Origin of the sequence: Micromonospora sp. NPDC051296, from assembly GCF_040682255.1 — a bacterium.
Lineage (GTDB): Bacteria > Actinomycetota > Actinomycetes > Mycobacteriales > Micromonosporaceae > Micromonospora > Micromonospora craterilacus.
In genome coordinates, this window is the sequence record NZ_JBFBAO010000033.1 from 1 (window position 1) to 23,515 (window position 23,515).

The 23,515-nt window shown below is 70.9% G+C and carries 25 protein-coding genes; 14 read left to right on the top strand and 11 right to left on the bottom strand.

All coding sequences use genetic code 11. From position 1 onward, the window contains the following. Positions 1-131: 131 nt before the first annotated feature. The 3 genes from AB0M52_RS05985 to AB0M52_RS05995 all read left to right on the top strand — a co-directional run bounded on the left by AB0M52_RS05985 (position 132) and on the right by AB0M52_RS05995 (position 3,678). The gene (locus AB0M52_RS05985; RefSeq protein ID WP_363949479.1) at positions 132-1,355 is read left to right on the top strand and encodes a glycosyltransferase family 4 protein; all 1,224 of its coding nucleotides are present in this window, start codon (positions 132-134) and stop codon (positions 1,353-1,355) included. Next, the gene (locus AB0M52_RS05990; RefSeq protein WP_363949482.1) at positions 1,352-2,809 is read left to right on the top strand and encodes an oligosaccharide flippase family protein; all 1,458 of its coding nucleotides are present in this window, start codon (positions 1,352-1,354) and stop codon (positions 2,807-2,809) included. The genes AB0M52_RS05985 and AB0M52_RS05990 overlap by 4 nt, the downstream gene beginning before the upstream one ends. Positions 2,810-2,901: 92 nt before the next feature. Further along, a complete protein-coding gene (locus AB0M52_RS05995; RefSeq protein WP_363949485.1) occupies positions 2,902-3,678 on the top strand; it encodes a metallophosphoesterase in 777 nt (258 codons plus the stop codon). On the opposite strand, the gene AB0M52_RS06000 is transcribed toward AB0M52_RS05995, so the two are convergent. Both AB0M52_RS06000 and AB0M52_RS06005 read right to left on the bottom strand, forming a co-directional pair. After that, complete coding sequence (locus AB0M52_RS06000; RefSeq protein WP_363949488.1) at positions 3,675-4,370, bottom strand: class I SAM-dependent methyltransferase; 696 nt, start codon at positions 4,368-4,370, stop codon at positions 3,675-3,677. The two genes, AB0M52_RS05995 and AB0M52_RS06000, sit on opposite strands and share 4 nt — an antisense overlap. Before the next feature lie 210 nt (positions 4,371-4,580). Next, positions 4,581-5,747, bottom strand: coding sequence for a hypothetical protein (locus AB0M52_RS06005; RefSeq protein WP_363949491.1), 1,167 nt, complete (start codon positions 5,745-5,747; stop codon positions 4,581-4,583). A 533-nt stretch (positions 5,748-6,280) separates the two neighbouring features. Here AB0M52_RS06005 and AB0M52_RS06010 point away from each other — a divergent pair. Genes AB0M52_RS06010 through AB0M52_RS06030 form a run of 5 tightly spaced genes read left to right on the top strand, consistent with a single transcriptional unit; the run spans position 6,281 to position 11,286 of the window. Further along, complete coding sequence (locus tag AB0M52_RS06010; RefSeq protein WP_363949494.1) at positions 6,281-7,054, top strand: hypothetical protein; 774 nt, start codon at positions 6,281-6,283, stop codon at positions 7,052-7,054. 32 nt (positions 7,055-7,086) lie between these two features. Next, complete coding sequence (locus AB0M52_RS06015) at positions 7,087-8,652, top strand: acyl-CoA ligase (AMP-forming), exosortase A system-associated (RefSeq protein WP_363949496.1); 1,566 nt, start codon at positions 7,087-7,089, stop codon at positions 8,650-8,652. Next, positions 8,649-9,872 carry a pyridoxal-dependent decarboxylase, exosortase A system-associated gene (locus tag AB0M52_RS06020; RefSeq protein ID WP_363949498.1) on the top strand — a complete coding sequence of 408 codons (1,224 nt, stop codon included), beginning with the start codon at positions 8,649-8,651 and terminating at the stop codon, positions 9,870-9,872. Before AB0M52_RS06015 ends, AB0M52_RS06020 begins: the two co-directional genes overlap by 4 nt. 20 nt (positions 9,873-9,892) lie before the next feature. Then, a complete protein-coding gene (locus tag AB0M52_RS06025) occupies positions 9,893-10,156 on the top strand; it encodes an acyl carrier protein (RefSeq protein ID WP_363949500.1) in 264 nt (87 codons plus the stop codon). Between the two features lie 14 nt (positions 10,157-10,170). Beyond that, on the top strand, positions 10,171-11,286 hold the full coding sequence (locus tag AB0M52_RS06030) for a hypothetical protein (protein WP_363949503.1): 1,116 nt from the start codon (positions 10,171-10,173) through the stop codon (positions 11,284-11,286). 138 nt (positions 11,287-11,424) lie between these two features. Here AB0M52_RS06030 and AB0M52_RS06035 read toward each other — a convergent pair whose 3' ends face one another. Then, a complete protein-coding gene (locus AB0M52_RS06035; RefSeq protein WP_363949506.1) occupies positions 11,425-12,546 on the bottom strand; it encodes a hypothetical protein in 1,122 nt (373 codons plus the stop codon). A gap of 172 nt (positions 12,547-12,718) precedes the next feature. Between AB0M52_RS06035 and AB0M52_RS06040 the strand changes: the two genes are divergently transcribed. The 4 genes from AB0M52_RS06040 (at position 12,719) to AB0M52_RS06055 (ending at position 16,123) form a co-directional block, all read left to right on the top strand. After that, positions 12,719-13,714 carry a histone-like nucleoid-structuring protein Lsr2 gene (locus AB0M52_RS06040; RefSeq protein WP_363949509.1) on the top strand — a complete coding sequence of 332 codons (996 nt, stop codon included), beginning with the start codon at positions 12,719-12,721 and terminating at the stop codon, positions 13,712-13,714. Positions 13,715-13,728: 14 nt separating this feature from the next. Then, positions 13,729-13,944 (top strand): hypothetical protein, encoded by a 216-nt coding sequence (locus AB0M52_RS06045; RefSeq protein ID WP_363949511.1) that lies wholly within the window; start codon positions 13,729-13,731, stop codon positions 13,942-13,944. Between the two features lie 269 nt (positions 13,945-14,213). After that, positions 14,214-14,738 carry a SigE family RNA polymerase sigma factor gene (locus tag AB0M52_RS06050; RefSeq protein WP_363949514.1) on the top strand — a complete coding sequence of 175 codons (525 nt, stop codon included), beginning with the start codon at positions 14,214-14,216 and terminating at the stop codon, positions 14,736-14,738. Continuing rightward, positions 14,735-16,123: a hypothetical protein gene (locus AB0M52_RS06055; RefSeq protein WP_363949517.1), complete on the top strand. Its 1,389-nt coding sequence runs from the start codon at positions 14,735-14,737 to the stop codon at positions 16,121-16,123. Before AB0M52_RS06050 ends, AB0M52_RS06055 begins: the two co-directional genes overlap by 4 nt. A gap of 164 nt (positions 16,124-16,287) precedes the next feature. Here the strand turns inward: AB0M52_RS06055 and AB0M52_RS06060 are convergent, their stop codons facing one another. After that, the gene (locus AB0M52_RS06060; RefSeq protein ID WP_363949520.1) at positions 16,288-17,061 is read right to left on the bottom strand and encodes a phytanoyl-CoA dioxygenase; all 774 of its coding nucleotides are present in this window, start codon (positions 17,059-17,061) and stop codon (positions 16,288-16,290) included. Positions 17,062-17,329: 268 nt separating this feature from the next. Here AB0M52_RS06060 and AB0M52_RS06065 point away from each other — a divergent pair, with 268 nt between their 5' ends. Next, complete coding sequence (locus AB0M52_RS06065; RefSeq protein WP_363949522.1) at positions 17,330-17,926, top strand: hypothetical protein; 597 nt, start codon at positions 17,330-17,332, stop codon at positions 17,924-17,926. An 89-nt stretch (positions 17,927-18,015) separates the two neighbouring features. Here AB0M52_RS06065 and AB0M52_RS06070 read toward each other — a convergent pair whose 3' ends face one another. Then, positions 18,016-18,201 (bottom strand): DUF4259 domain-containing protein, encoded by a 186-nt coding sequence (locus tag AB0M52_RS06070; protein WP_363949524.1) that lies wholly within the window; start codon positions 18,199-18,201, stop codon positions 18,016-18,018. Further along, entirely contained in the window at positions 18,144-18,443 is a 300-nt protein-coding gene (locus tag AB0M52_RS06075; protein ID WP_363949527.1) for a DUF4259 domain-containing protein, read from the bottom strand. Before AB0M52_RS06075 ends, AB0M52_RS06070 begins: the two co-directional genes overlap by 58 nt. Positions 18,444-18,578: 135 nt before the next feature. On the opposite strand from AB0M52_RS06075, the gene AB0M52_RS06080 reads away from it, so the two are divergent. Next, positions 18,579-19,106 (top strand): tyrosine protein phosphatase, encoded by a 528-nt coding sequence (locus tag AB0M52_RS06080; protein ID WP_363949529.1) that lies wholly within the window; start codon positions 18,579-18,581, stop codon positions 19,104-19,106. A 101-nt stretch (positions 19,107-19,207) separates the two neighbouring features. Here the strand turns inward: AB0M52_RS06080 and AB0M52_RS06085 are convergent, their stop codons facing one another. From AB0M52_RS06085 to AB0M52_RS06105, 5 genes are all read right to left on the bottom strand, one after another. Beyond that, a complete protein-coding gene (locus AB0M52_RS06085; protein WP_363949532.1) occupies positions 19,208-19,576 on the bottom strand; it encodes a hypothetical protein in 369 nt (122 codons plus the stop codon). A gap of 104 nt (positions 19,577-19,680) precedes the next feature. Continuing rightward, entirely contained in the window at positions 19,681-20,073 is a 393-nt protein-coding gene (locus AB0M52_RS06090) for a nuclear transport factor 2 family protein (protein WP_363949535.1), read from the bottom strand. A gap of 40 nt (positions 20,074-20,113) precedes the next feature. After that, positions 20,114-21,130, bottom strand: a complete 1,017-nt coding sequence (locus AB0M52_RS06095) for a hypothetical protein (RefSeq protein WP_363949537.1) — start codon at positions 21,128-21,130, stop codon at positions 20,114-20,116. Continuing rightward, the gene (locus tag AB0M52_RS06100; RefSeq protein ID WP_363949539.1) at positions 21,127-22,365 is read right to left on the bottom strand and encodes an MFS transporter; all 1,239 of its coding nucleotides are present in this window, start codon (positions 22,363-22,365) and stop codon (positions 21,127-21,129) included. The genes AB0M52_RS06095 and AB0M52_RS06100 overlap by 4 nt, the downstream gene beginning before the upstream one ends. A 27-nt stretch (positions 22,366-22,392) precedes the next feature. Continuing rightward, entirely contained in the window at positions 22,393-23,514 is a 1,122-nt protein-coding gene (locus AB0M52_RS06105; protein ID WP_363949542.1) for a DegT/DnrJ/EryC1/StrS family aminotransferase, read from the bottom strand. Position 23,515: the final 1 nt, after the last annotated feature.

The following is a 23,515-nucleotide window of genomic DNA, read 5'->3' on the forward strand; positions in this document are numbered from 1 at the left end:
GCTCGACCTGGTCCGGACCCTGTCGGCGCAGCCGCCCGAGGGTGGGATCGCGGTGATCAGCCCGTTCCGGGCCCAAGCGGACGCGGTGGAGGCGGGTCCGCCCGCCGGACCGCTCGAAGTGGGGGGTAAGGGTGCGACTGCTCGTCGGCCTGCACCATCTGGAGCTCGGGGGCAGCCAGCTCAACGCCCTGGACCTCGCGGTCAGCGTCCGGGACCAGGGCCATGAGGTGGCGATCTTCGGCAACTACCGGGACCAGCCCGGGCCAGTGGCGGACCTCGCCCGGCAGGCGGGACTGCCGGTGATCGCCGTACGGCACGACGCCGAACGCCTGGGCCGCAGCAGGCCGGTCCGGCCGGGGCTGTCCCGGGCGTTGACCGGGGCCGTCCGCGACTTCCGGGCCGACCTCGTGCACGCGTACGAGTTCTCGGTGGCCCTCGACGCCTTCTACGGCCCGCACCTGCGCCTCGGCACGCCGGTCGTCACCACCGTGTACGGCATGGCGGTCCCACGCTGGCTGCCCCGCTACGGCGGCCTCGTCGTCGGCACCGCCCAGCTGGTGGCGGAGACGGCGGCGTTCCGACCGCGACCGGCACTGATCGAACCCCCGGTCAACACCGATGTCGACGACCCGGCCGTGGTCGACGGCCACCCGTTCCGGCAGCGGCACGGCATCGGCCCGGACGAGATCGTGGTCGGCGTGGTGTCCCGGCTCGAGCCGGACATGAAGGCCGAGGGCGTGCTGCGGGCGATCCGCGCCCTGCCGCTGCTCGACGACAACCGACTCCGGTTGGTGGTGACCGGCGGCGGCCCCTCCCAACCCGACGTGGCGGCCGAGGCGGAGCGGGCGAACGCGGCGCTCGGCCGACCCGCGGTGGTGCTGACCGGCCCGATGGACGACCCGCGCGCGGCGTACGCGGCCGCGGACATCGCCCTGGGCATGGGCGGTTCGGCGTTGCGGGCGATGGCCTTCGGACGACCCCTCGTGGTGCTCGGCATCAAAGGCTTCTCCCGGACCTGCGCCCCGGAGACCATCGACTACTTCCTCCGCCGCGGCTTCTACGGCATCGGCGACGGCGACCTGGACCCGGCCCCGCTCGCGGCGCAGATCAGCGAGCTGGCCGGCGACCGGCGACTGCGCGCCGGACGCGGTGACTGGGGACGGCGACTCGTCCTGGGCCGGTTCAGCCTGAAGGCGGCCACCCAGACCCTGCACGAGGTCTACGCCGACGCGCTGCGGCACCGGCCCGGACCGGGGATCCGGCTACGGGAGGGGCTGCGAATGGCCGGGCACAAGGCCACGGCCGATCTGCTGCCCACCACTGCCCGCCAACGGATCAGACGGATGCTCGGGTGAGCGTCGAGGAACGTCCCGCCCCCGCAGCCGAACAACCGCCGCTGTTCACCAGGGCCTCCCGGGCCCTCGGCTGGAGCATGGCCAGCACCATCATCAGCCGGCTCAGCACCCTGGCCATCGGCATCGCGCTGGCCCGGATCCTCGGCCCGGACGCCTTCGGCACCTTCGCGGTGGCCCTGGTGGTGCTGCTGGCGGTGCTCAGCTTCAACGAGCTGGGGGTGAGCCTGGCGATCGTGCGCTGGCCCGGCGACCCCCGGGAGATCGCGCCGACGGTGGCCACGCTCTCGGTGCTCACCAGCACGCTCGTCTACAGCGCGCTCTACCTCGGCGCGCCCCTGCTGGCCCGCGCGCTCGGTGATCCCGGCTCGACCACGGTCATCCGGGTCCTGGGGCTCAGCGTCATCGTCAGCGGCCTCGTGGCGACACCCGTGGCGCTGTTGCAACGCGCGTTCCGCCAGGACCGCAAGACGGTGGCCGACCTGGTGACCAACTGGACCAGCGCGCTGGCGTCGATCGGCCTCGCGCTCGCCGGCAACGGGGCGATGAGCCTGGCCATCGGGCAGCTCGCCGGCTCGCTCGCCGGGGCGGTGCTGTTCATCGCGTTCGCCCCGCAGGGCCTGCGCTTCGGCTTCGACCCGGCGAAGGCCCGCGCCCTGCTCCAGTTCGGCCTGCCGCTCGCCGGCTCCAGCATCGTCGTGTTCGCCACCACCAACCTCGACCGGGTGGTGGTCGGCGCCACCCTCGGCCCGACCGCCCTCGGCTACTACGTGCTGGCGCTGCAACTGGCCAGCTGGCCGGTCACCGTCTTCTCCCAGCCGGTCCGGGCGGTGCTGCCGGCCGCGCTGGCCCGGCTGCAGCACGACCGGCCGGCGATGCGCCGGTCGTTCCTGTCCGCGGTCGGTCTGCTCGGGTCCGTCACCCTGCCGGCGTGCCTGCTGCTGGCCGCGGCAGCGGACGCCCTGATCCGCTTCCTCTACGGCGATGTGTGGCAGCCGGCGTCGGCGGTGCTGCTGTGGCTGGGGCCGCTGGCGGCGCTGCGCATCATCTTCGAGCTGTTCTACGACTACTTCGTGGTGATCGCCGACACCCGGGTGGTGCTGACCGTCCAGATGCTCTGGTTTGTCGTGCTGCTGCCCGCCCTGTACGCAACCTGCGTCTTCGGCGGGCTCTGGCAGGCATCCGCGGTCCAGTTCGCGGTCGCCCTGCTGGTGATCCTCCCGCTCTACCTCGTCTCGCTGCGCCGGGTGGGGATTGCGGCCCTGCCGGTCGCGGTGCGGCTGGGGCCGCCGCTGCTCGGCGCCGCCGTGGTCGTGGCGGTGGCCCTGCTGATGGCCCGGGTCACCGCGATCGACCTGGTGGTGCTCGCGGTGGCCGGGGTCACCGCGCTGGCCGCCATCGGCGTCCTCGGCTACCGGCTGCGACACGTCGTCCGGGAACTCAAGACGGTCGGCTAGTGCGGTGTCAGTGCGCTGAGCAAGAACCTTCACCGGGTTGGCAGCTCGGCGGGTAGGGTTGGCCGATGCCGAGATCGAGGTCTCCGCTGTACGTGGTCGCGGATGTTCATGGTCACCGGTCCGAGTTGCTCACCACACTTCGTGACGAGGGACTTGTCGACCGTGCGGGGCAGTGGTCTGCGGGAGGCGCCCGGCTGTGGCTACTGGGTGACTACGTCGATCGTGGCCCGGACGGGATCGGCGTTATCGATGATGTTCGACAGCTTGCCGTGTCGGCTGCGGCTGCGGGCGGCGAGGTGCGGGCGCTGCTAGGCAACCATGAGGCGCAACTGCTCGCCGCGCACCGGTTCGGCACCGCGCCGATCGTCGGGTGGGATGAGCCCGGCGGCTTTCGAGGTGGTTGGGCGCGGTTCGGCGGGCGCGAGGACGACCTGCGCCGGCTGACCCCGCAGCACGTCGCCTGGATCATGAGCCTGCCCGCAGTCGCGGTTGTCGACGGGTACCTACTTGTCCACTCCGACACCGCGCGGTACCTCGAGTTCGGATCGAGCGTCGGAGCCGTCAACGCGGCCGTGACCGCGGCTATGACCTGTTCGGACAGCGCCAAGTGGCTCGAGTTCTGCGGGCGGATGAGCGATCAGGGTGCGTTTCGTGAGGCTGAGTCGGCGCGACCCGACGATGCGGTGTCGGCGATGCTCCGCGCTCTCGGTGGCGATGTGCTTGTGCACGGGCACAGCACGCTAACCAAGTATTTCGGCGTAGCGCCGCAGGATGTCCGGGATGCGCTGTGGTACGCCGACGGTCGAGTTGTCGCCATCGACGGTGGGGTGTACGAGGGAGGCCGCATCCTGCTCACCCGGCTTGTCTAACTCGTTGCGTTCCCCTGCCCTGGGGAGTGAGACGGCCCTTGGGTGGCGCCTGCGACGGCGATCAGCGACTTCGGTAGCCCCCCCAGCCGTTCAGTCAGAATCCGCGAACGGGGGAACAGCAGCCGCATCTGCGTGTAGTCCACCAGCTCCGTCCACAACACCTCCCGCACCGCCTCGTCCCGTGTCGTGGGGCGGGTGTGCGCGAGTGGCCACCGCCGTGCCAGCAGGGCGCGGGCCGACACCGGCAGGTATTGCATGCCGGGGGCGATCCAGTGGGGTTCGATCGGAAAATGCCGGTACGGGGTTTGTACCCAGTGCCGGTCGGCGAGTTGGTGCACCGCCTCGGCGAACCGTTCGCGTCGCTCATGCCCACCCACATGTTCGAGTACGGAGTTGCTGAACACGAGGTCGTAACGGCGGGCGGCGATCCGCTCGGGCAGTTGGCAGGCGTCGCCGTGGTCCACCTCAGCCCAGTCGGGCAGGTCGGCGGGCGGCGCTTCCAGGTTGACGACGTGCACGTGGGTGGGCCGCACCGGAGCGTGCTGCCACGTGTCGACCCGGCCGCCGAGGTCGATGACGGTCATCTCGGCGAGGTCGGGAAACGTGTCGGCCAGCCAGCGGGCGCGGCGGGCGCGGCGCCGTCCGCCCCAGGATTGATCCGTGTCCACGAGCAGGTTGCGCAGTCGGGGCATGCCGGGGAGGTTACCGCCATGGCTGATCGTCAGCACCGCTGTCGTGAATTGATGTCGAGGTGGATGAGCAGTCGTGACTGCATGGCGTGGGCGGCGGAATGACGGGTGACTGCCGGCCGCCTGCTGGGATGATTCGATTGAGGTAGAGCGAGTTTCTGGGCCCGGGCGAAGGCGGTTGCCTTCGCCCGGGCCGAGTAGTACACCGCAGGGTCAGCCGCAGCGAACGAGCGGAGTGACCTCGCTGAGCACGCGGCCGGTGGCCCAGTCGTACCGGACCGTGGCGTTCCCGCTCCAGGTGCCGACCTTGCGGCAGTCGATGTCGATCGGACCGTAGCCGTACGAGTCGTGCACGATCTTGTTGCCGGTGATCGCGGGGAACCAGCCGCCGCTGGCCCGCAGCGAGTAACCCCCGCCGGCCAGCAGGTTGTCGCGGATCGTCCCGCCGTCGTTGTGCTGGTCCGGAATGAAGATCGGCGCGGTGGGACAGTTGTCGAGGCGCTGGTCGAAGGTGTTGTGCTGCAGGAGGACGGTCGGGCCGTGATGGCCCTGCACGCCGTCGCCGTGCGGGTCCACCGTCTGGCACATCCCGGGTGGTACGGCGAGTCGGGCGTACGAGTCCTCGATGGTCACCGGTCCGGCGCCCGTCCACTCCTTCGCCCCGACCCGCCAGCCTTCCATCCGGTTGAGCACCTTGCAGCGGCGGCAGGTGTAGTTCGCCACCCCGAAGGCGTAGAGCTGGTCGGTGGAGAACTCCTGGCCGGGCGGGTTCACCACCTCGGTGTCCTCGATGAGCAGCCGGCCGTAGATGCGGTCGCCGACGAAGTTGTCGATGGTGCCGTACAGCCGGGTGCGGCGGATGACCACGTTCTCGGCCTTGACCAGGATGCTCCCGGTGACCAGGTGATCCTCCAGCACGGTGCCGGCGCGGGTGATGACGAGGTCTCCCCGGTGCTGCACCTTCGGCGTCCAGCCGGCCGGCACCCCGGTGCAGGCGGCGGTGGGGTAGGCCGGCAACGCGCAGCCACGGCTCGGGCCGGGCGGGGGCGTGGGGCTGGGCGACGAGGTGGGCCTCGGGCTCGGTGTGGGGCTCGGCGTCGGGGCCGGTGTCGACGGGCTCGGTCGCGGCGTACCGGTGACCGGCGGTTGGCTGTACGTCGGCGTGGGGCGGGGAGACCGGCGGCGCCGCCAGTCGTGCCTGTCCTGGTGGCCCTTTGCCGCCGCAGCCCGGACCGTGGCTCCGGAGCGGGCCTCCGTCGGCTGTGGGCGACTTGCCGCGTACGAGTTGACGGCGAGCACGCCGGAGGTCGCGAGCAGCACCGCCAGTGTGCCGACGACGGCGAGCCGTCGGGTCACGCGGTACCCGCGTCTGGGCTTCATGTTTGTCTACTCCTCACGGTCCTGGGTCGGCGCGGCTCATGCCGCGGCCCGGATCGGTGGGTGGTACCGGCGAGGCCGGGTGGGGTGGCGGGGTAGAACGGGACGGTCGGAGACGGAACCCGGTTGGGACGGGACGATCCCGCGACCGTCGGGTGGTGGCCGACCGGGCGGGCAGGTTCGGGCCGACGACTGACGGATATCCGGCGTAGCTGCCGACCCGCCGCGGTAACGCGAGGTATCGTCGCGGCAGCCCCCCGCCGAACCGGCCGCCTGGCCGGATCCAGCCATGCCCGGTCGGGGCCGCGCATGCCGGACGTTCGAGGGAGTCTGCGGTGGTAGACCGGAGCTTGTGCGGCGATCCGCTGCGGGCCGTCCGCCCCGTTGACGCCCCGCGCCCTGCCGATTACCGGCGGTACGGTCGCCCTGCCTCGGGCCGGACGAACTGAATGGGGGTCCGGGTCGAGCCCGTCACCGGCGCACAGGTGAGCGCGGCAGGACACTTCCTCCATACCCACCTTAACGGTCAAGTCGCCGTGGAGGCATGGGTACGGGCGGTCGATGTGCCCTGGAAGATCGACGCCCCTAACCACGGCATGATGCTGGTCGCCGACGGTGGGAAGGTCGTCGGCGTGCTGCTCGCCTTCTACTCCGAGCGCACCGTGGCCGGGCGCACGGAGCGGTTCTGCAACCTCGGTGCCTGGTGCGTGCTCCCCGAGTTCCGCTTCCACAGCCTCAAGCTGCTCAAGGCGCTGCTGGCTCAGCCCGGCTACCACTTCACCGACCTGTCGCCGAGCGGCAACGTGGTGCCGATCAACACGCGGCTGGGGTTCCGCTTCCTGGACACCACCACCGCGCTGATGCCGAACCTGCCCTGGCCGTCCCGGCCCGGGCGTCGCCTGGTCAGCGCCGACCCGGAGGTGATCCGCCGTACGCTCGCCGGGCCCGACCTGGAGCGCTACCTCGACCACGCGGAGGCGCCGGCGGCCCGGCACGTCGTGCTGGTCGACGGCGACGAGTGCTGCCACGTCGTGTTCCGTCGGGACCGCCGCAAGCGGTTGCCGCTGTTCGGGTCGATCCTGTACGTCAGCAACCCCGCCCTGTTCCGGCGGATGCACCGGATGCTGCTGCGTCACCTGCTGCTGCGGCACGGTGTGTTCGCCACCCTCGCGGAGCTGCGGGTGGTCGGCGGACGCCCGCCGCTGTCGGTGCTGCTGCCCGACACCCGGCGAAAGATGTTCCGCAGCGACAGCCTCGACCCCGACGACGTCGACTACCTCTACAGCGAGCTGGTCTGTCTCAGCTGGTGACCGGGCCCCGGACGAGAGGGACGAACCCCGACATGCGCACTCAACTTCACGAGCTGGTCGCCGACGCGGCCGCCCGGCGGGGCGACGCACCGGCACTGACCTACAAGGACGACACGGTCAGCTACGCGCAGCTCTGGCGGGGCGTGGCCGCGGTGGGTGTGGGTCTGCGCCGGCTCGGCGTGCAACGCGGCGACCGGGTGGCCGTCTGGACCGAGAAGCGGATCGAGGCCGTCGAGGCGGTCTTCGGCACCTCCGCCGCCGGCGGTGTCTTCGTACCGGTCAACCCGCTGCTGCGGCCCCGGCAGGTAGGCCACATCCTGGCCGACTGCGCGGTGCGGGTGCTGGTCACCACCCCGGAGCGGTACGCGCTGCTCCGTGAGGAGTTGGAGCAGGTCAAGTCCGTCGAGCAGGTGGTCCTGATCGGCGGTACGGGCGCCGGCGCCGGCGCCGGCCGGCCGGCGGTGACCGCCTGGGCGCAGCTGCGCGACGGCGACCCGCTCCCGCCGCACGGGACCGGCATCGACGTGGACATGGCGGCGATCCTCTACACCTCCGGCAGCACCGGCAAGCCGAAGGGCGTCGTGCTCTCGCACCGCAACCTGCTCGCCGGGGCGGCCAGCGTCAGCGGCTACCTGGCGAACTCCGCCGACGACGTGATCCTGGCTGCGCTGCCGCTCAGCTTCGACGCCGGCTTCAGCCAGCTCACCACCGCCTTCACCGTCGGCGCCCACGTGGTGCTGATGAACTACCTGCTCCCGAAGGACGTGGTGCGGCTGTGTGCCCGGCACCGCGTCACCGGGCTGACCTGCGTACCGCCGCTGTGGTTGCAGTTGGCCGGGCAGAACTGGCCGGCGGAGGCCAGCACCCACCTGCGGTACTTCGCCAACACCGGTGGGCGGATGCCCAAGGCCACCCTGGACAAGCTGCGGGCGATCTTTCCGACCGCGTTGCCGTACCTGATGTACGGGCTGACCGAGGCGTTCCGCTCCACCTACCTCGATCCGTCCGAGGTGGACCGTCGGCCCGACTCGATCGGCAGGGCGATCCCCAACGCGGAGGTCCTCGTGGTCCGCCCGGACGGCACGCCCTGCGAGCCGGGGGAGGAGGGCGAGCTGGTGCACCGCGGCGCGCTGGTCGCCCTCGGCTACTGGAACGACCCGGCGCGGACGGCCGAACGGTTCCGCCCCGCCCCCGGCCGGGACGGGGAACTGCTGCCGGAGCCGGCGGTCTGGTCCGGCGACACCGTCGTCCGTGACGAGCAGGACTTCCTCTACTTCGTTGGCCGGATCGACGACATGATCAAGACGTCCGGATACCGGGTCAGCCCCACCGAGATCGAGGAGGTCGTCTACGGCAGTGGCCTCGCCGGTGACGCGGTGGCGCTCGGCCTGCCCGATCCGTCGCTCGGCCAGCGGGTGGTGCTGGTGGTGAGCCCACCCGACGGCGCCGAGGTCGACCGGGCGGCGCTGCTCGCGGCCGTCAAGCGGGAGCTGCCGCCGTACATGCTGCCCCGGGAGATCGTGGTGCGTCCCGCGTTGCCCCGATCGCCCAACGGTAAGTTCGACCGGAACCTCCTACGCCAGGAGTTGACCTCGTGACCAACCACCCCGCCGCGGCCTTCGACCGCGATGCAGGCCGGCTCGCCGTGGGCGGCGTCCCGGTCGACCGCCTCGCCGAGCGCGTCGGCGGCACGCCCTTCTTCGCGTACGACCGTGGGTTGCTCACCGGACGGGTGCAGCTCCTGCGCGCCGCGCTACCGGACGAGGTGCAGCTCAGCTACGCGGTGAAGGCGAACCCGATGCCCGCCGTGGTGCAGCACCTCGCCGGGCTGGTGGACTCCTTCGACGTGGCCTCCGCCCTGGAGATGCGCACCGCCCTCGACACGCCGATGCCGCCGCACCGGGTCAGCTTCGCCGGCCCGGGCAAGACCGACGCGGAGCTGCGTCAGGCCATCGCCGCGGGCGTGACCATCGAGATGGAGTCCGAGAACGAGGCCGACCGGGTGGCCGTACTGGGCCGCCAACTCGGGCTCCGGCCACGCGTCGCGGTGCGGGTCAACCCGGACTTCGCGGTCAAGGGCTCCGGCATGCGCCTCGGTGGTGGCCCGCAACAGTTCGGTGTGGACTCCGAGCGGGTACCCGCCCTGCTCAAGGAACTGGCCAACGCCGACGTCGAATTCCTCGGCTTCCACGTCTTCGCCGGCTCGCAGAACCTACGCGCCGACAGCCTCTGCGAGGCGCAGCGCCGCACCGTCGACCTGGCGATCCAGCTGGCCGAGGAGTCTCCGCTGCCGGTGCGCTACCTCAACCTGGGCGGCGGCTTCGGCATCCCGTACACCGACCGGGACGAGCCGCTGGACCTCGCGGCGATCGGGGCGAACCTCGCCGACCTGGCCCGGGGGCCGATCCGGCAGGGGCTACCCGAGGCGCGGGTCGTGATCGAACTCGGCCGCTACATCGTCGGCGAGTGCGGCGTGTACGTCACCCGGGTGGTCGACCGGAAGGTCTCCCGGGGTCGCACGTACCTGGTCGTGGACGGTGGACTGCACCACCAGCTCGCCGCCTCCGGCAACTTCGGTCAGGTGATCCGCCGCAACTACCCGATCGCGGTGGCGGAGCGGATCGACGCCGAGCCGGCCGAGACGGTCACCGTCGTCGGTTGCCTCTGCACCCCGCTCGACCTGCTCGGCGACGCCGTGACGCTGCCCCGGGCGGACGTCGGTGACCTCATCGTCCTGTTCCAGGCCGGCGCGTACGGACTCACCGCCAGCCCGACCGCCTTCCTCAGCCACCCGGCCCCGGCCGAGGTGCTGGTCTGATCGCCCGACAAGGAGAAACTGTGGACGTCACTCACGCGGAGACCATTGACGAGGTCCGGGAGGTCGTGGCCTCGGTGCTCGGCATCGAGGACCGGGCGGCCGAGCTGGACGCGTCGACGCCGCTGCTGGACAACGTGCCGGAGCTGGACTCGATGGCCGTGCTCGAACTGGTCGCGGCGATCGAGGAGCGGTTCGACTTCACCGTCGACGACGGTGACGTGAGCGCCGAGCTGTTCGAGACGCTCGGTAGCCTGGCCGCCTTCGTCGCCGACCGCCGGCCGTAGCCGGCGCCCGCGACGTGCGGCAGTCCACGGAACCGGCGCCCGACCGCGCCCCGGCCACCCCACGCGGCCGCCGGCGCGGGCCGACGGCGATCCCGGCAACCCTGACCGTGCTGGCGGTGCTCGCCGTCGGTGGCGCGGTCGCGGTGGCCCGGCTGGCCCACACCGACGGGGAGCAGGCCGCCGTGGCGGACGCGACCCCGAGCGCGCCGGTGGCGAGCGGGTCGCTGCCGGAGTCCGGCGCGGCCTCGTCGACGCCCTCGCCCGGCGCCAGCCAGGGGCTGGGTGCCCGTCCCACGACTTCGGGCTCCGCCACGCCATCGGCCACCAAGCCGTCCGCCACCACCGCGCTGACCGGCTTCCCGGGGGCCGGCAACACCGGGGTGCCCGACGGCGTACGACTCTCGGCCTACTCGGGGCCCTGCACGATCACCCGGGCCAACGCGGTGATCGACAAGCGGCACGTCCGCTGCTCGCTGCTCATCAAGGCGAAGAACGTGGTGATCAAATCCAGTCAGGTCGACGGCACGATCCGGCTGGAGGGCGCGAGTCACTCGGTGCGCATCGAGGACTCCTTGATCGACGGCGGCCGGGCGTACGCACCCACCGTCGGCTTCGAGAACGTCACCGTGCTGCGCTCCGAGATCCGGGGCGGCCAGCACAACGTCAACTGCTACCGCAACTGCCTGGTCCAGGACTCCTGGCTGCACGGCCAGTACCTGCCCGACGGCGGTGACTGGCACCTCAACGCCTTCCTGTCCAACGGCGGCAGCGACATCCAGCTGGTGCACAACACCCTGGCCTGCGACCGGCCCACCAACGCCGCCGGCGGCGGCTGCACGGCCAACGCGTCCATCTTCGGCGACTTCGGACCCAACACGAACTACACCATCCGGAACAACCTCTTCGTGGCCTCCGCCGAGATGTCCTACTGCTTCTACGGCGGCTACGAGGATCACAAGAAGTACGGCACCCAGGTCAGCGGGATCGTGGTCACCGGCAACGTCTTCCAACGCGGCCGCAACGGCAAGTGCGGCGGTTACGGGCCGGCGACCTCCTGGTCCCGCTCCGCACCCGGCAACGTGTGGCAGGACAACGTGTGGAGCGACGGCAAGCCACTACCCCCGGACTGATCCGCGGGTTCGGAGTTCGAGTCCCTGGCGGCCTGAAGGCATCAAGACGCGAACCGCTTCAGCGGACTTGATGTTCCGCGCGTTCGCGGGCGGGCTCCCGAGATCTGATGGCTCGTCCGGACACCGCAGTCCGGTTGGCTATTCTGGCCGGCCGGCTCGCATGTGGGCGGCGAGACGGTCGCTGATGACGGTGAGCCGGGGGAGATGGCTGCTGGCGTACCAGTCGGCCTTGTGCTTGCGGAGCAGTTGCTCACCGTGTTCGTGCCAGACGAAGGCGGGTTTGCCGGTGGCCGCTCGTAAGACGCGATCGGCGTTGTCGGGGTGGCGGGCGGCGAGCCGCTGCAGCGGGACCGGGTCGACGCTGTCATCGTGGACGTATGCCTTGACGACGTCCTTGTGCCGGCGGCGGCGCATGAGGTCGGGGTCGGCGAAGGCCTGCTCGGCGAGGGCATAGTCGGCGTACATGCCGAGGCCGGCCTGCTGGTCGTAGATCACGCCGATGGTTTCCACCGTGTCATCGAGCCAGTCCAGGCTGGTCGGTGGGGCGGTGCCGGATCTGCCGGAGTAGGCGTCCCAGAACTCGCGCATGGCCCTGTCGAGCTCGTCCACGCCGAGGGTGACCTCGTCGTTGCCGAAGTGCGCGACGAACGCGGCATGTTGGGCGCGTTGTAGATCCCACGCGTGGGCGAGGCGCTGCGGGTTGTGGAAGACGAGTGCCGGCTGCTCGGTGGCAAGCCGGATGGCCTCGTTGTAGGCGTTGGCCTGGTCCTGGGCGGTATAGAGGGCGGTGGTTCCGCTGAGTAGCCAGTCGTCGTGAACGGGCACGATGCGGCTGCCGATGAACGAGCCGGGCGGCATCCGGTCGAAGATCGGCTCGTCGGTGTTGGTGCGGATACGGTAGGGCAGCTCGTCGATGAGGTTCATGGTGTGCAGGACAGGGCCGTCGCGTCCGGTTACCTCGAAAACGCCCTCACGTACGTCACGCCACCCGAGGAGGAACTCGCGCTCGGTGTCGGACAGATCGGGATGGGCTTCGACGAACAGGTCGATGACGGCGCGCCCGTCGTGCAGGCGGTGCTGCTGGATGAACCAGTCGAAGAAGTTCGACAGCTCTGCCTCGTCTTCAACGACGACGACCCGCCCGAACCGGGCTCGGATCTCCTGCCGGAACGCGCGGTCGAAGCGAGGCTTCCGCGCGTAGTCGAGCACCTCACGCTTCAGCGTCACACTGCGCTGTACCAACTGGTCGATCGATGACATCCGTCCGTCCTTCGTCAGGCCAAGACTATGCCCGTGTCATGCCTCGCCTTTGCGAGGGGTGGGCGATCGTCATTGTTTCGCGGCTCCGGCGATCCGGCTCGGGCGTTCGGCTTGCATGGTCCATCGTCGGGTCGGCGGGGTTCCTGTGGTTCAGTCGGCGAGACTGAACGGCGTGGAACTGCTGATCGCCAGGAACCCGGACGAGGCATCGACCCTGCCGTACCTGCTGAAGGTGCCGTTGGGCGATGGGCTGGTGTTCCGGGCGCGCGACACCTGGCCGCGTACATCGGCGGTGTACCTGCACCCCGTCTGGTCCGACGAGTGGCCCGACAGCCCGGAGATCGTCGAGCGGGTGCCGGTGCGGTCGTGCGTACGCCGGGGTGCGGCGATCGACCTGGTCCTCGACCGCGGTCGGGAGAACCGGTCGCAGATCGTCTACACGATGGCGAGGGGCCGGGAGGTGGTGTTCTGGCAGTCACCGCGTACTCGCAAGCAGGCCAGACCGCAGGTGAGCACACCCAGTGCCCGTGCCGCGGGACTGACCGACCTGTCGGTGGTCGTCGACTCGCACGAGCGGTACGCCTACACGTTCGCCGGCAAGCCCGTCACGGTCGCCAGACGGGCCCTGCCCTGCGGCGACTACGGCCTGGAACAGCAGGGGCACCTGGTGGCCTCGGTTGAGCGCAAGAGCCTGGCCGATCTGGTTGCCTCGCTGACGTCCGGCAAGTTGAAGTTCGCGCTCGCGGACCTGGCCGCGCTGCCCCGGGCCGCGCTGGTGGTCGAGGATCGCTACTCGCAGGTGTACGCACTGACTCGGGTGAGACCGGCGGTAGTGGCCGACGGTTTGGCCGAGGTGCAGGTGGCCTGGCCCAACGTGCCGATCGTGTTCTGCGAAACCCGCAAGCTCGCCGAGGAGTGGGTGTACCGCTTCCTTGCCGCCGCCCACGTCTGGGCCGTCAGCGAGGCGCTCGCGACCGAGCAGGTGGGGAAGGCGTCGACGCCTGTCGAAACTGCGGCACCCACCGTGTCGCAACCGTCGACCCGGGAGATCCGGGTCTGGGCCCGGCTCAACGGCATCGACGTGCCCGACCGCGGCCGGCTGCGTCCGGAGGTAGTCCAGGCCTGGCACGACGCGCACCCGTTCCCGACAATGCCCGACGCAGAATGAACGGGAGGCCGCCGGTGCTGGAGATATCGGACCTCGACCTCGACGCGATCGTCATGGCGTTGCAGAGCCAGGACGCCTACGAGCAGCTCTGGCTGATCGACTCTGCGACCGGCGAGATCACGTTCACGTCCAGGGAACTCGATCCGGATCTGGACCTCGACGACTCCGACCTGATCTGGATCGATCCGCTGCCATCCCGCGTGTGGTATCGGGACGGAGCCGGCGGTTGATACGACGCTGACCCCGACGACGGGCCCGTTGCACCGCCATCACGCCGAACCGGGGCCACCGGCAGGGGTCAGCCGTGACCAGTAGAAACCGGTTCGCGGTCCGCTGACCACGGCGTACCACAGGTTCGATTCGCGAACCATCGCAACTGACGAGCCAGCCGATGCCTTGACCGGCCCTGTTGCGAGGTAGATCCGAGGAGAAACGGGGATCGGGTTCCCTCCGTGGTGGCTCACCTCGGCGTCTGGGTAGGTGAGGGGGCGATCCGTTGATGAATGAGGACCGGGCTCGGGCCGGTTTCGCCGAGTTCGTACGGGCGGAGAACGCCAAGTCGACTCGGTTCGCCTACCTGCTCACTGGTGATCGGCAGCACGCCGAGGATCTGGTCCAGGTGGCCCTGGCCCGGGTCGCAATCCGCTGGGAGCGCCTCGACGACCCGGGCGCGTACCTGCGTCGGGTGCTGTACACCCAGGCGGCCAGTTGGTGGCGGTGGCGGCGGGCGCGCCCGCCGGAACAGCTTGACGGGTTCGTGCCGGACCGGCCGGCGGGTCCCGGCGTTGATACTGACTTACGGGTGGTGCTACGGGCGGCGCTGGCTCGGTTGACCGTGCGGCAGCGGGCGGTGCTGGTGTTGCGCTACTACGAGGACCGCACCGAGGCAGAGACCGCCGAGCTGCTCGGCTGCCGCGTCGGCACGGTCAAGAGCCAGACACGGCACGCCCTCGGCCGGCTGCGCACCCTCGCCCCCGAGCTGGCCGAACTCGTCGGCCAGGCCCGACAGGAGGTGACCAAATGACCAGCCGACTCCGTGAGACGCTGCACGGCCTCGCCGACGGCGTGCCGGCGGCCGCCGTACCTGAGGAGTTCTTTGACCGGGCGCGGGCCCGCCACCGACGTCGCCGGGCCGCCGCAGCCGGTGTGCTCGCCGTCCTGATGCTGCTGCTCGGCACGGGGTACGCGCTGCGCGCGGGACCCGTCCGGTGGCCCGCGGCGGCCGACCCCACCGCTCCCGGCCTGCCCACCCGGTTGGTTGATCCGCCGCTGCGCACCGCGACCGTGGGCCAGTCGGCACCCGGCGTGGCGGCGATGCTCTTCGGCGGACCAGCAGTGCGCGACGACTGGAACGAGACTAGGTTGGGGGTGCTGGCCGCAGACACCGACCGGTACCGTGCCCTCGCGCCTGCGCAGCGCCAAACTGCGGGGTTTGAGGCTTTGCTCTCCCCAGACGGACGGTACATCTGGGCCGGCGGGTTGCTCTATGACTTGACGTCCGGCCGGTCCGCCCCGGCTGGCATCGACGGCGACCCGCTCGCCTTCGCGCCCGACGGCAAGCGCCTCGCCTACGCCGACCACGAGACTTTCACCCCGCCGAACACCTACGCCACCCCGTACGTCGGGCTGTACGACCGGGACCGCCGCGCCGACGTGTTGCGGGTGCGGGTGGGCACCGCCTGGGTGCCACCCGGACAAGCAGCGGTCTCACCAGACGGTGGTGAGCTGGCCGTGCAGGTGCGCGACGAGGTGTGGTTGACCCGGGTCGCCGACGCGGACCCCGACGGCACCGCCGCGCCGTATCGGAAGCTGCCGCTGACCGGCGGCCGGCTACCCGGGGCAGGTTCCTGGCTGCCCGACGGGCGGTCGGTGGCCACCCTGACCCGGTCGACCTGCACAGACTGCCCGGTGCCGTCGTACCCGCGTACCTGGCGGCTGGAGACCCGCACCGTGGCCGACGGCGCGGTGGCCCCCAGGCTGCTCGCCTTCCCCGACCTGCGCTCCGCCACGTACGTCCACCTCGTCGGGTGGCGCTCGGCGGACGAAGCGGTCGCGCTGGTCGGGGTGCCCGGCCCGGCGGCGGTGGACCACCCGGAAACCCACGACATCGCCTCCAGCCCGTACCAGGAGCAGGGCACGGCGTCGGTCCAACTGATGCTGCTACGTCGAGGCGCGGCCTCACCCGAGGTGCTCTTCCGCACCCCCGCCGGGATCACCGAGCTCACGGTCGCCGCCGGCCTCGCCATCGACGGCACCGTACGCGAGTCCGGCCGCCCCGACTTCGGCCCACCACCGATGTGGCTTGTCGCGGCAGGAGCAATCCTCACCGCAATCGCGGGCGCCTCACTGCACTCACTCGTGGGGTACCTGCGCCGCAACAGACGTCGAGAAGCCAGCCGCCGTAGATGAGGTGCATCGGACGCGAGAGTTTCCACTTAGCTGGCACCACGGACATCGTCCGAGCGGCCCGCGACATGCTGCCGCCGAACCCCGACATCAGGGTATCGCTAAGTAGCCGAAGTGAGGATGTCTCGCTCAGGGATCCCTGCGTCGACCACACACAGCTCGTCGGGTCACGCGCCATCGGTATCGAGGCCGGCGACGATCGCCCGCGCGACCGGAGACGGATCGGATCCATCAATCGCGAAGCCGTCTTCGACGTAGATGCCAGGCTGGGCCATCATCCGCGGCGTCAGGCCGCGGTGCGGCCATGTCGCAGTGTGCACGATAAACGGGTGGCACAGGAATACGTCGCCGGCGCGCCCGGTGGCGTGGACGACCGTGCGGCACATGACCGACGGGCGCACGCGAGACATGGAATCATCACCGCTCATCCCGGTCTCGCCCGCAGGCGCCAGGATGCTCGGCATCACCAGATGCGATCCGATCGCTATCCGGGTCGGCGCGTCGTCCTCGCCCACGTCACTGAACAGGAACAGCGCGAGCAGGCCGCGCGTACGCGAGCGTACGTTGGCCCAATACTCGCCGTTGACCTCGTAGCTTCCCTCGATGTGCCAGCCGACGTCGCCCGGGTACTCCTCGGAAGGGAAACGCACCGGCACCGAGCCGCCGACGCCTCGGCGCCGCGCCCAGCGTCCAGGGCCGATCAACGCGTCGTACGCGGACCACAGCGCACGCGCGGTGCCGGCGGCCTCGAACGGACCACCATCCGGGCATGGGACCCGGACGACGGGACGAGTCCACGTCGCGGGGTCGCGAGTCACGCCTTGCGAGGCAAGTGCTGTCCAGATGTCTTCCCTGCAGGCGGCGGTGACGTCTGGATCGACGGCGCCGCGCACGACGACGTACCCGTCCCGCTCGAACTGCTCGATCTCGCGGCTGTCCATGACATCAGTCTGCAGAACACCTACGCACCGGGCATCCGATATCCGGCGGCCGCGAATGCTGCCGGGCTCGACTCGCGATCAGCCCCGCGGTGCCGTAAACGGGTGCACCGCAAGCCGTCATCGCCTGTCGCCGTCCACAGTGCTTGGCTGCCAGTCAGGTGCGCGCCGACGGCCATTCCAGCGAGCGGCTGGTCCGCTGATCTATCGTGCCCGCCGGGGTTCGCTGGCACGTTGGCCGAGATTGCCGTGGTTGCAGGGAGGTTGTTCGGTGTCCGAATCGGTGTTCCTGACGGCGGCGATCGCCGTCGCGAAACCGCGCCTGCGGGCGTACCTGAGAGCACCGGTCAAGCCGGCATCGGGATGGTCGCAACAGCAATGGGCCGGCATCACCGTGGCGGGGCGTGACGACGACGAGCGGCAGCAGCACCGTGAGGAGCTACCCGCGGCAATCGATGAATGTGACCAGTGGATCGACGGCGACTACGCGACCGTGTTCCGTGACTTGGCGCATGACGACGAGCTGATGTTCCGGTTCGACGAGGCTACCGGGTCGCTGGCCATCGACTTCTCCGTCCGGGTCGACTTCCGACTGCCGACGCTGGTCTGGGCGTTCGCGGTCCTTCGCGGGATCGCCGAGTTCATGACAGACGGCGACAACGGGACATTGACGGTGACCGCCGACGGGAACGAGGACCGGATCCTGATGCATCTCACGCCGAAACACACGGCATTCCTGGACGGGAACCGTGACGTCAGGGCCCGCGCGGAGGCAGCGGATTGGGAGATCGACATTCGATCCGCGGCCTGTGACGCCTATCAGCCCGATTCCGCCGCCGAAACGATCGATTGGCTGGTCAACGACTAACGACCTCGCGGGGTGTGTGCGGCCGTAGGCCGCCATCGATGCCAGGTCATCCTGCGTCCCGCCGGCTGCCCGTGCCCGAAGCGTGCCGGTCAGAGATCAAAGAGGGTTTCGGCCTGGGGCGGGTCGAGGACGTTACGCAGATCGGTGATGCTGCGACGCCATGCCGGGCCTTCCGAGGCTTCCTCCCAGTAATCGGCAAGCCACGAGCCCGTCGCTGTCACACGGTCCAGAGCATCGATGGCCAATTGCCGGAGGTAGGTTGGGAATCGCGGCATCGGTGTGGATGGCCACCAGACAAGGGAATCACCTCACCGTCCGGGCACTGCGCCGCGACCAGAGCCGCAGCCGCCACAGCCCGCGGGATCGGCCACAGGCCCGGATCGTCCGCGGTGTCAACGACACGCTCGAGCGCTCTGCCGACCAGTTCAACGCGCGCGGCCGTCGTCGCCTCGTCCAACTCGATGGCGAAGTCCGCGGCGTCGTCGTTGCCGAACGGGCTGACATCCCAGAAGCCCACCGCCGCCACCCCGTTCTCGTGTACGCGCGATCTTCGCACCCCGCCCCGGGGAGGCGTCATGAGGCCGGCACGACACGGTGCGGCACAGGTCGAATCCGGCGCCGCCGTACACCGGAAGGCAGGTACCACCCCCAGATGCTCCCCACCCTGTTCACCATCGATCAGACCAGCCCGGGACAGCTCAGCACCATGGCCAAGCCCCGCGGAGGTGACTGGCTCACCGACGAGATGGCTGCCCTGCACGCGGCCGGCGTCGACATCCTCGTCTGCGCCCTCACGGCCGCGGAACTGGACGATGTCGACCTCGTCGACGAACCGAGGGCAGCCCGCCACGCTGGGATGGAATTCGTGCCCATACCGATCCGCGACCGTGGCGTCCCCGACCCCGCCACCGTCCTGCCCGAACTCCAGCGACTCGCCGCACAACTCCGCCACGGCGCACACATCGTCACCCACTGCCGTTTCGGCATCGGCCGCGCGTCACTGCTCGCCACCAGCATCCTCGTCCTCAACGGCCTCCCACCGGATCTGGCGTGGAGTCAACTCGAACACGCCCGCGGCCTCACCGTCCCCGACACACCGGAACAACGCATCTGGCCCCACGAACTACTCGCGCGAGCTAACGGGCAGGCGGCCGTCGCCCGGATGACCTGGCTTACCTGAAGCAGGTAGCTGACTGCACCGGCGTCGAGGTTTGAGGAGCGCCCGTAGCCGGTCTCGGCACCGCAGGTGCAGGCGTCGCCTGCGCCAGCTGGTGGGCCGGGCTACGTGCCTTGCAGGAGGTCCAGCAGCCGTATGACCAGTGGGATCAACGCGCACCCGACCAGTCCGATCGCCGCCGCGACGGTTCCGGAGATGACCGGGTTGGCCTTCCATCTGGTGCTGCGCACTCTGATCGCCATGATCGTGATACCGATCGTGCTGCTCAGGACGAACGCGAGCGCCCCGTAGGCGATGGCGGCGAAGACGATCAGGTCTTCCCAACCGTCGACACCAGTTCTGGCCTGCCACGCGACCCAGCCGACGAAGGCGAGGTAGAGCAGCGCGTACCACGCCGGCACGGTGACGATCGCGGCGACTTTGGCCCGGGTGCTGCGAGGCGTGCCGGGCGCCGGAACCTCAGGTTCGGTCATGCTGCCACTGTGACCAGCGAAGGCGAGCCGGCGCATGAGTAGCGCTACCCAGCTTTGGCGGAGGCGTATGCCCGCGGGCGAGGTCAGACCGTGGCGTGCCCGTGTCAGCTTTCGGCGGGACGGGCGGTGGTCGGCTGCGCCGGCCAGAAAGGCCACTCCTCGAACGAGCTGCAGCGCCCGTCATCGGCGAAATGCATGATCCACAGGTCGCGGTACTCCTGATCGACTGGGTCGCCGTACCGAACCTCTACCCGCGCCACCGCAGTGTCGCCGTCGACCGCGACGACGTCACTGGTCATCTGGAACACCTCACCGGGGCCGTCCCGCTCGTCCTCCCACACCCGGGCTATGGCAGGCAGGCCGATGATCGGTTTCTGGTACGGCCCCTGCAGATAGTTAGCCTGGGCGGTGAAGATCGTGGCGAGCACCTCCGTTCCCGGCGTCCGCCACGCCTGCTCGTAGGCCGCGAGCCAGCCAGCCACCTGCTTCCTGTCCATAAGTGCCAGCTTGCCATTCGACCGGTCCCGGCGCGGTCGGTCAGCGCACCACGGCCGGGGACCAGGCGTCGGGGATCAGCAGGCGCGGCTGGCCGCTGCCGTCGGCCGGGGCGGTCCAGACGTCGCTGGAGGCCGAGGCCGCGTCGGCTCGCGGCAGGCCGTAGAGCACCGTGTCGTCGTCGAGCCATTCGACCTGGTCGTCCACGCTGCGGACCTCGCTGAGCAGGGTCTCCGTCTCGGTCGTCAGGTCGTACACCGCCAACCGCCAGCGGCCCGGGGGGAGGTAGCCGCGCTTCTTGAACGCCACCCGAGTGCCGTCCGGTGACAGGGACGGGCATTCGACGTCCTCGCGCAGGGCGGTCACCGTCCGGCCCGCCAGGCTGCCTTCGACCAGCCAGGTCTTGCCGCCCGAGGCGGCGGTGGCGTAGAAGCGGTCGGCGTCGGCGAAGGTGACGCCCCACAGGTTCTTGTCGACCGCGGTGACCACCCGGCCGCCGATCAGCAGCTTGAACTCTTCGATGTCGCCCACCACCTCGCCGCCGGCGCGGGTGACGACGGTGCGGGTGGAGAACTGGCCGGGGTTGGCGTACGAGTCACCGGAGACGAAGCTGGTGGTGGCGACCAGCGAGCCGTCGGCGGAGAGCCGGGTGCGGCTGGGCACACCGGTCAGCGGCAGGTCCCGGGTCGGCGTCCAGTCGGCGTCGAGCAGTTGGGCGGCGTACGTGGTGACGATGCCACGGTCGGCGGAGAGGCAGACCGCGTGGTCGGCGGTGGCGTACACCCGTTCGCAGGAGATCGGGGTGAACGTGCGGGGGCCGTCGGGTGCGGTGAGCGGCACCACGGCGACGCGTCCGTACTGCTGACCGAGGGCGGTGCTGCGGAACACCAGGTGCGGTTGGGTACGAAGTGGCGTGAGCGCCTCGCCGGTGGCGACCGGCGTCGCCGCCGCTTCGAGGCTGGCCTGGACGTGCCGGACCCGCCACACGTAGCCACCGGCCCCGACGACCGCGAGTAGCAGGACGGTGCCGAGCACCGCCAGTCGGATCCGCAGACTCATGCGGTGGCCTCCGTCCGGTCGGTGCCGCGTAGCAGCCAGGCGGCGACCGGCACTGCCGTGGCGAGCAACCCGGCGAACAGCAGCAGCGACGCCCCCGGCCCCTGGAGGCTCCAGAGCAGACCGAACAGCAGCGAGGAGCCGAACCGGGCGAGCACGACCACGGTCTGCGCGGCGGCGATGCCGCTGCCCCGGGCCTCGGCCGCGACCAGGCGGCTGACCAGCGCGGGCAGCACTCCGTCGGTGGCGGCGTAGTAGACGCCGAGGCAGAGCAGCACGGCGAGGGTGAGCGTGAGGCCGCCGGCGGGCAGGGCCGCCAGCAGGTAGCAGGCGAGCAGCGCGCCGTGGCCGGCGACCAGGACGCGGGCCCGGCCGACGCGGTCGGCGAGCCGCCCCATGGGTACGGCCAGCCCGAGGTAGGCGACGCTGGTGCCGACGTACAGCAGCGGGAACCAGGTGGCGGCGAAGTCGTCACGGTCCTGCAGGGCCAGGTAGAGGAAGCCGTCGCCGACGGTGACCAGGCCGAGCAGCCCCGCCGCGAGCAGTGGGCGGCGCAGCCGCCGGCCGCTGACCTCGGCGGCGACCCGACGCAGCCCCAGCCGGGCTCCCTGGGTCGCCGTCTTGAGGTTGGGCACGAACAGGACCAGGACCGCGACGCCCACCACGGCGACCGCGAACGACACCACGAAGATCGAGTCGTAGCTGCCGGGTACGGCGGCCAGCAGGGCGAAGGCGACCAGTGGTCCGAGGGCGGCGCCGAACGTGTCGAGTGTGCGGTGCACCCCGAAGGAGCGGCCGAGCATGCTCGGGTCGGAGGCCTGGGCGATCAGCGCGTCGCGGGGCGCGGTGCGTAGTCCTTTGCCGAGCCGGTCCGCGGTGACGACCGCGGTGATCGCGGCGAACCCGGTGGCGGGCAGCATCGCGATCCGGCTCAGCGCCGAGGTGCCGTACCCGAGCACCGCCACCCACTTCGGCTGCCCGCCCCGGTCGCCGGCATAACCGCCGGCGAGCCGGACGAAGGCGCTGACCCCCTGGTAGATGCCGTCCAGGAAGCCGTACGCGATCGGGCTGAGCCCGACCACCGCGGTGAGGTAGAGCGGCAGGATCGACGCCACCATCTCCGAGGACACGTCGGTCAGCAGGCTGACGACGCCGAGCAGGACCACCGTGGTGGAGACCCGGCGCACCCCGTCCCGGTTCTCGGTTCCGTCGGCGTGGGGGCGGTCCCGCAGCGACACATACACGATCTGGCCCGGCCTCGTCGCTCAGTCGGTCAACGCGGTGGCCAGCGCCTCGGCGACGCGGGCCTGCTGCGCGGGGGTGATCTGCGGGTAGATCGGCAGGGAGAGCAGTTCGCTGGCGGCACGTTCGGCGTGCGGGAACGCGCCGGCCGGGTACCCGAGGTCGGCGAAGGCGCCGGTGCGGTGCACCGGGACCGGGTAGTGGATGCCGGCGCCCACCCCCGCCGCGTTGAGCCGGGCCAGCACCTCGTCGCGGCGCGCCGCGGTGCCGTCACCGGGGACCCGCACGCAGTAGATGTGCCAGACGTGCTCGTTGCCGTCGAGCGTGACCGGACGGACCACGTCCAGCGGCGCGAGCAACTCGTGGTAGCGGGCCGCGGCGGCCCGGCGCCGCGCGTTCCAGTCGGCGAGCCGGGCGAGTTTGGCCCGGAGCACGACCGCCTGGAGGCCGTCGAGGCGGCTGTTCACGCCGACGATGTCGTGCGCGTACTTCGTCAGCCCGCCGTGGCTGCCCAGGGTGCGTACCGTGGTGGCGAGGTCGGCGTCGGCGGTCACCACCGCGCCGGCGTCGCCGTACGCGCCGAGGTTCTTGCCCGGATAGAAGCTGGTGGCGGCGATGCCGTCGGCGCCGGCCTGCCGGCCGTGCCGGGTCGCGCCCTGACACTGGGCGGCGTCCTCGACGACCGCCACGTCCCGGCCGGCCAGGCCGGCGCGCAGCCGCTCGACGTCGGCGAGCTGCCCGTACAGGTGCACCGGCAGCACGACCCGGGTCGCCGGGGTGACGGCGGCCAGCGCCGCGTCGACGTCGATCAGGTAGGACTGCGGGTCGCAGTCGACCAGGACCGGGCGGCCGCCGGCCCGGGCGACCGCTTCGGCGGTGGCGATGAAGGTGTTCGCCGGCAGGATCACCTCGGCGCCGGGCCCGACGCCGACGGCGCGCAGCGCGAGTTCGATCGCGTCGGTGCCGTTGGCCACGCCGACGCAGTGCGGGACGCCGCAGAACGCGGCGTACTCCCGCTCGAAGGCAGCCACCTCCGTGCCGCCGATGAACGCGGTGTCGGCGATGACCCGTTTGAATCCGGCCTCCACGTCCTCCGCCACCTCCACGTGCGCGGCGGCGAGATCGACGAGCGGAATCGTCGGCATG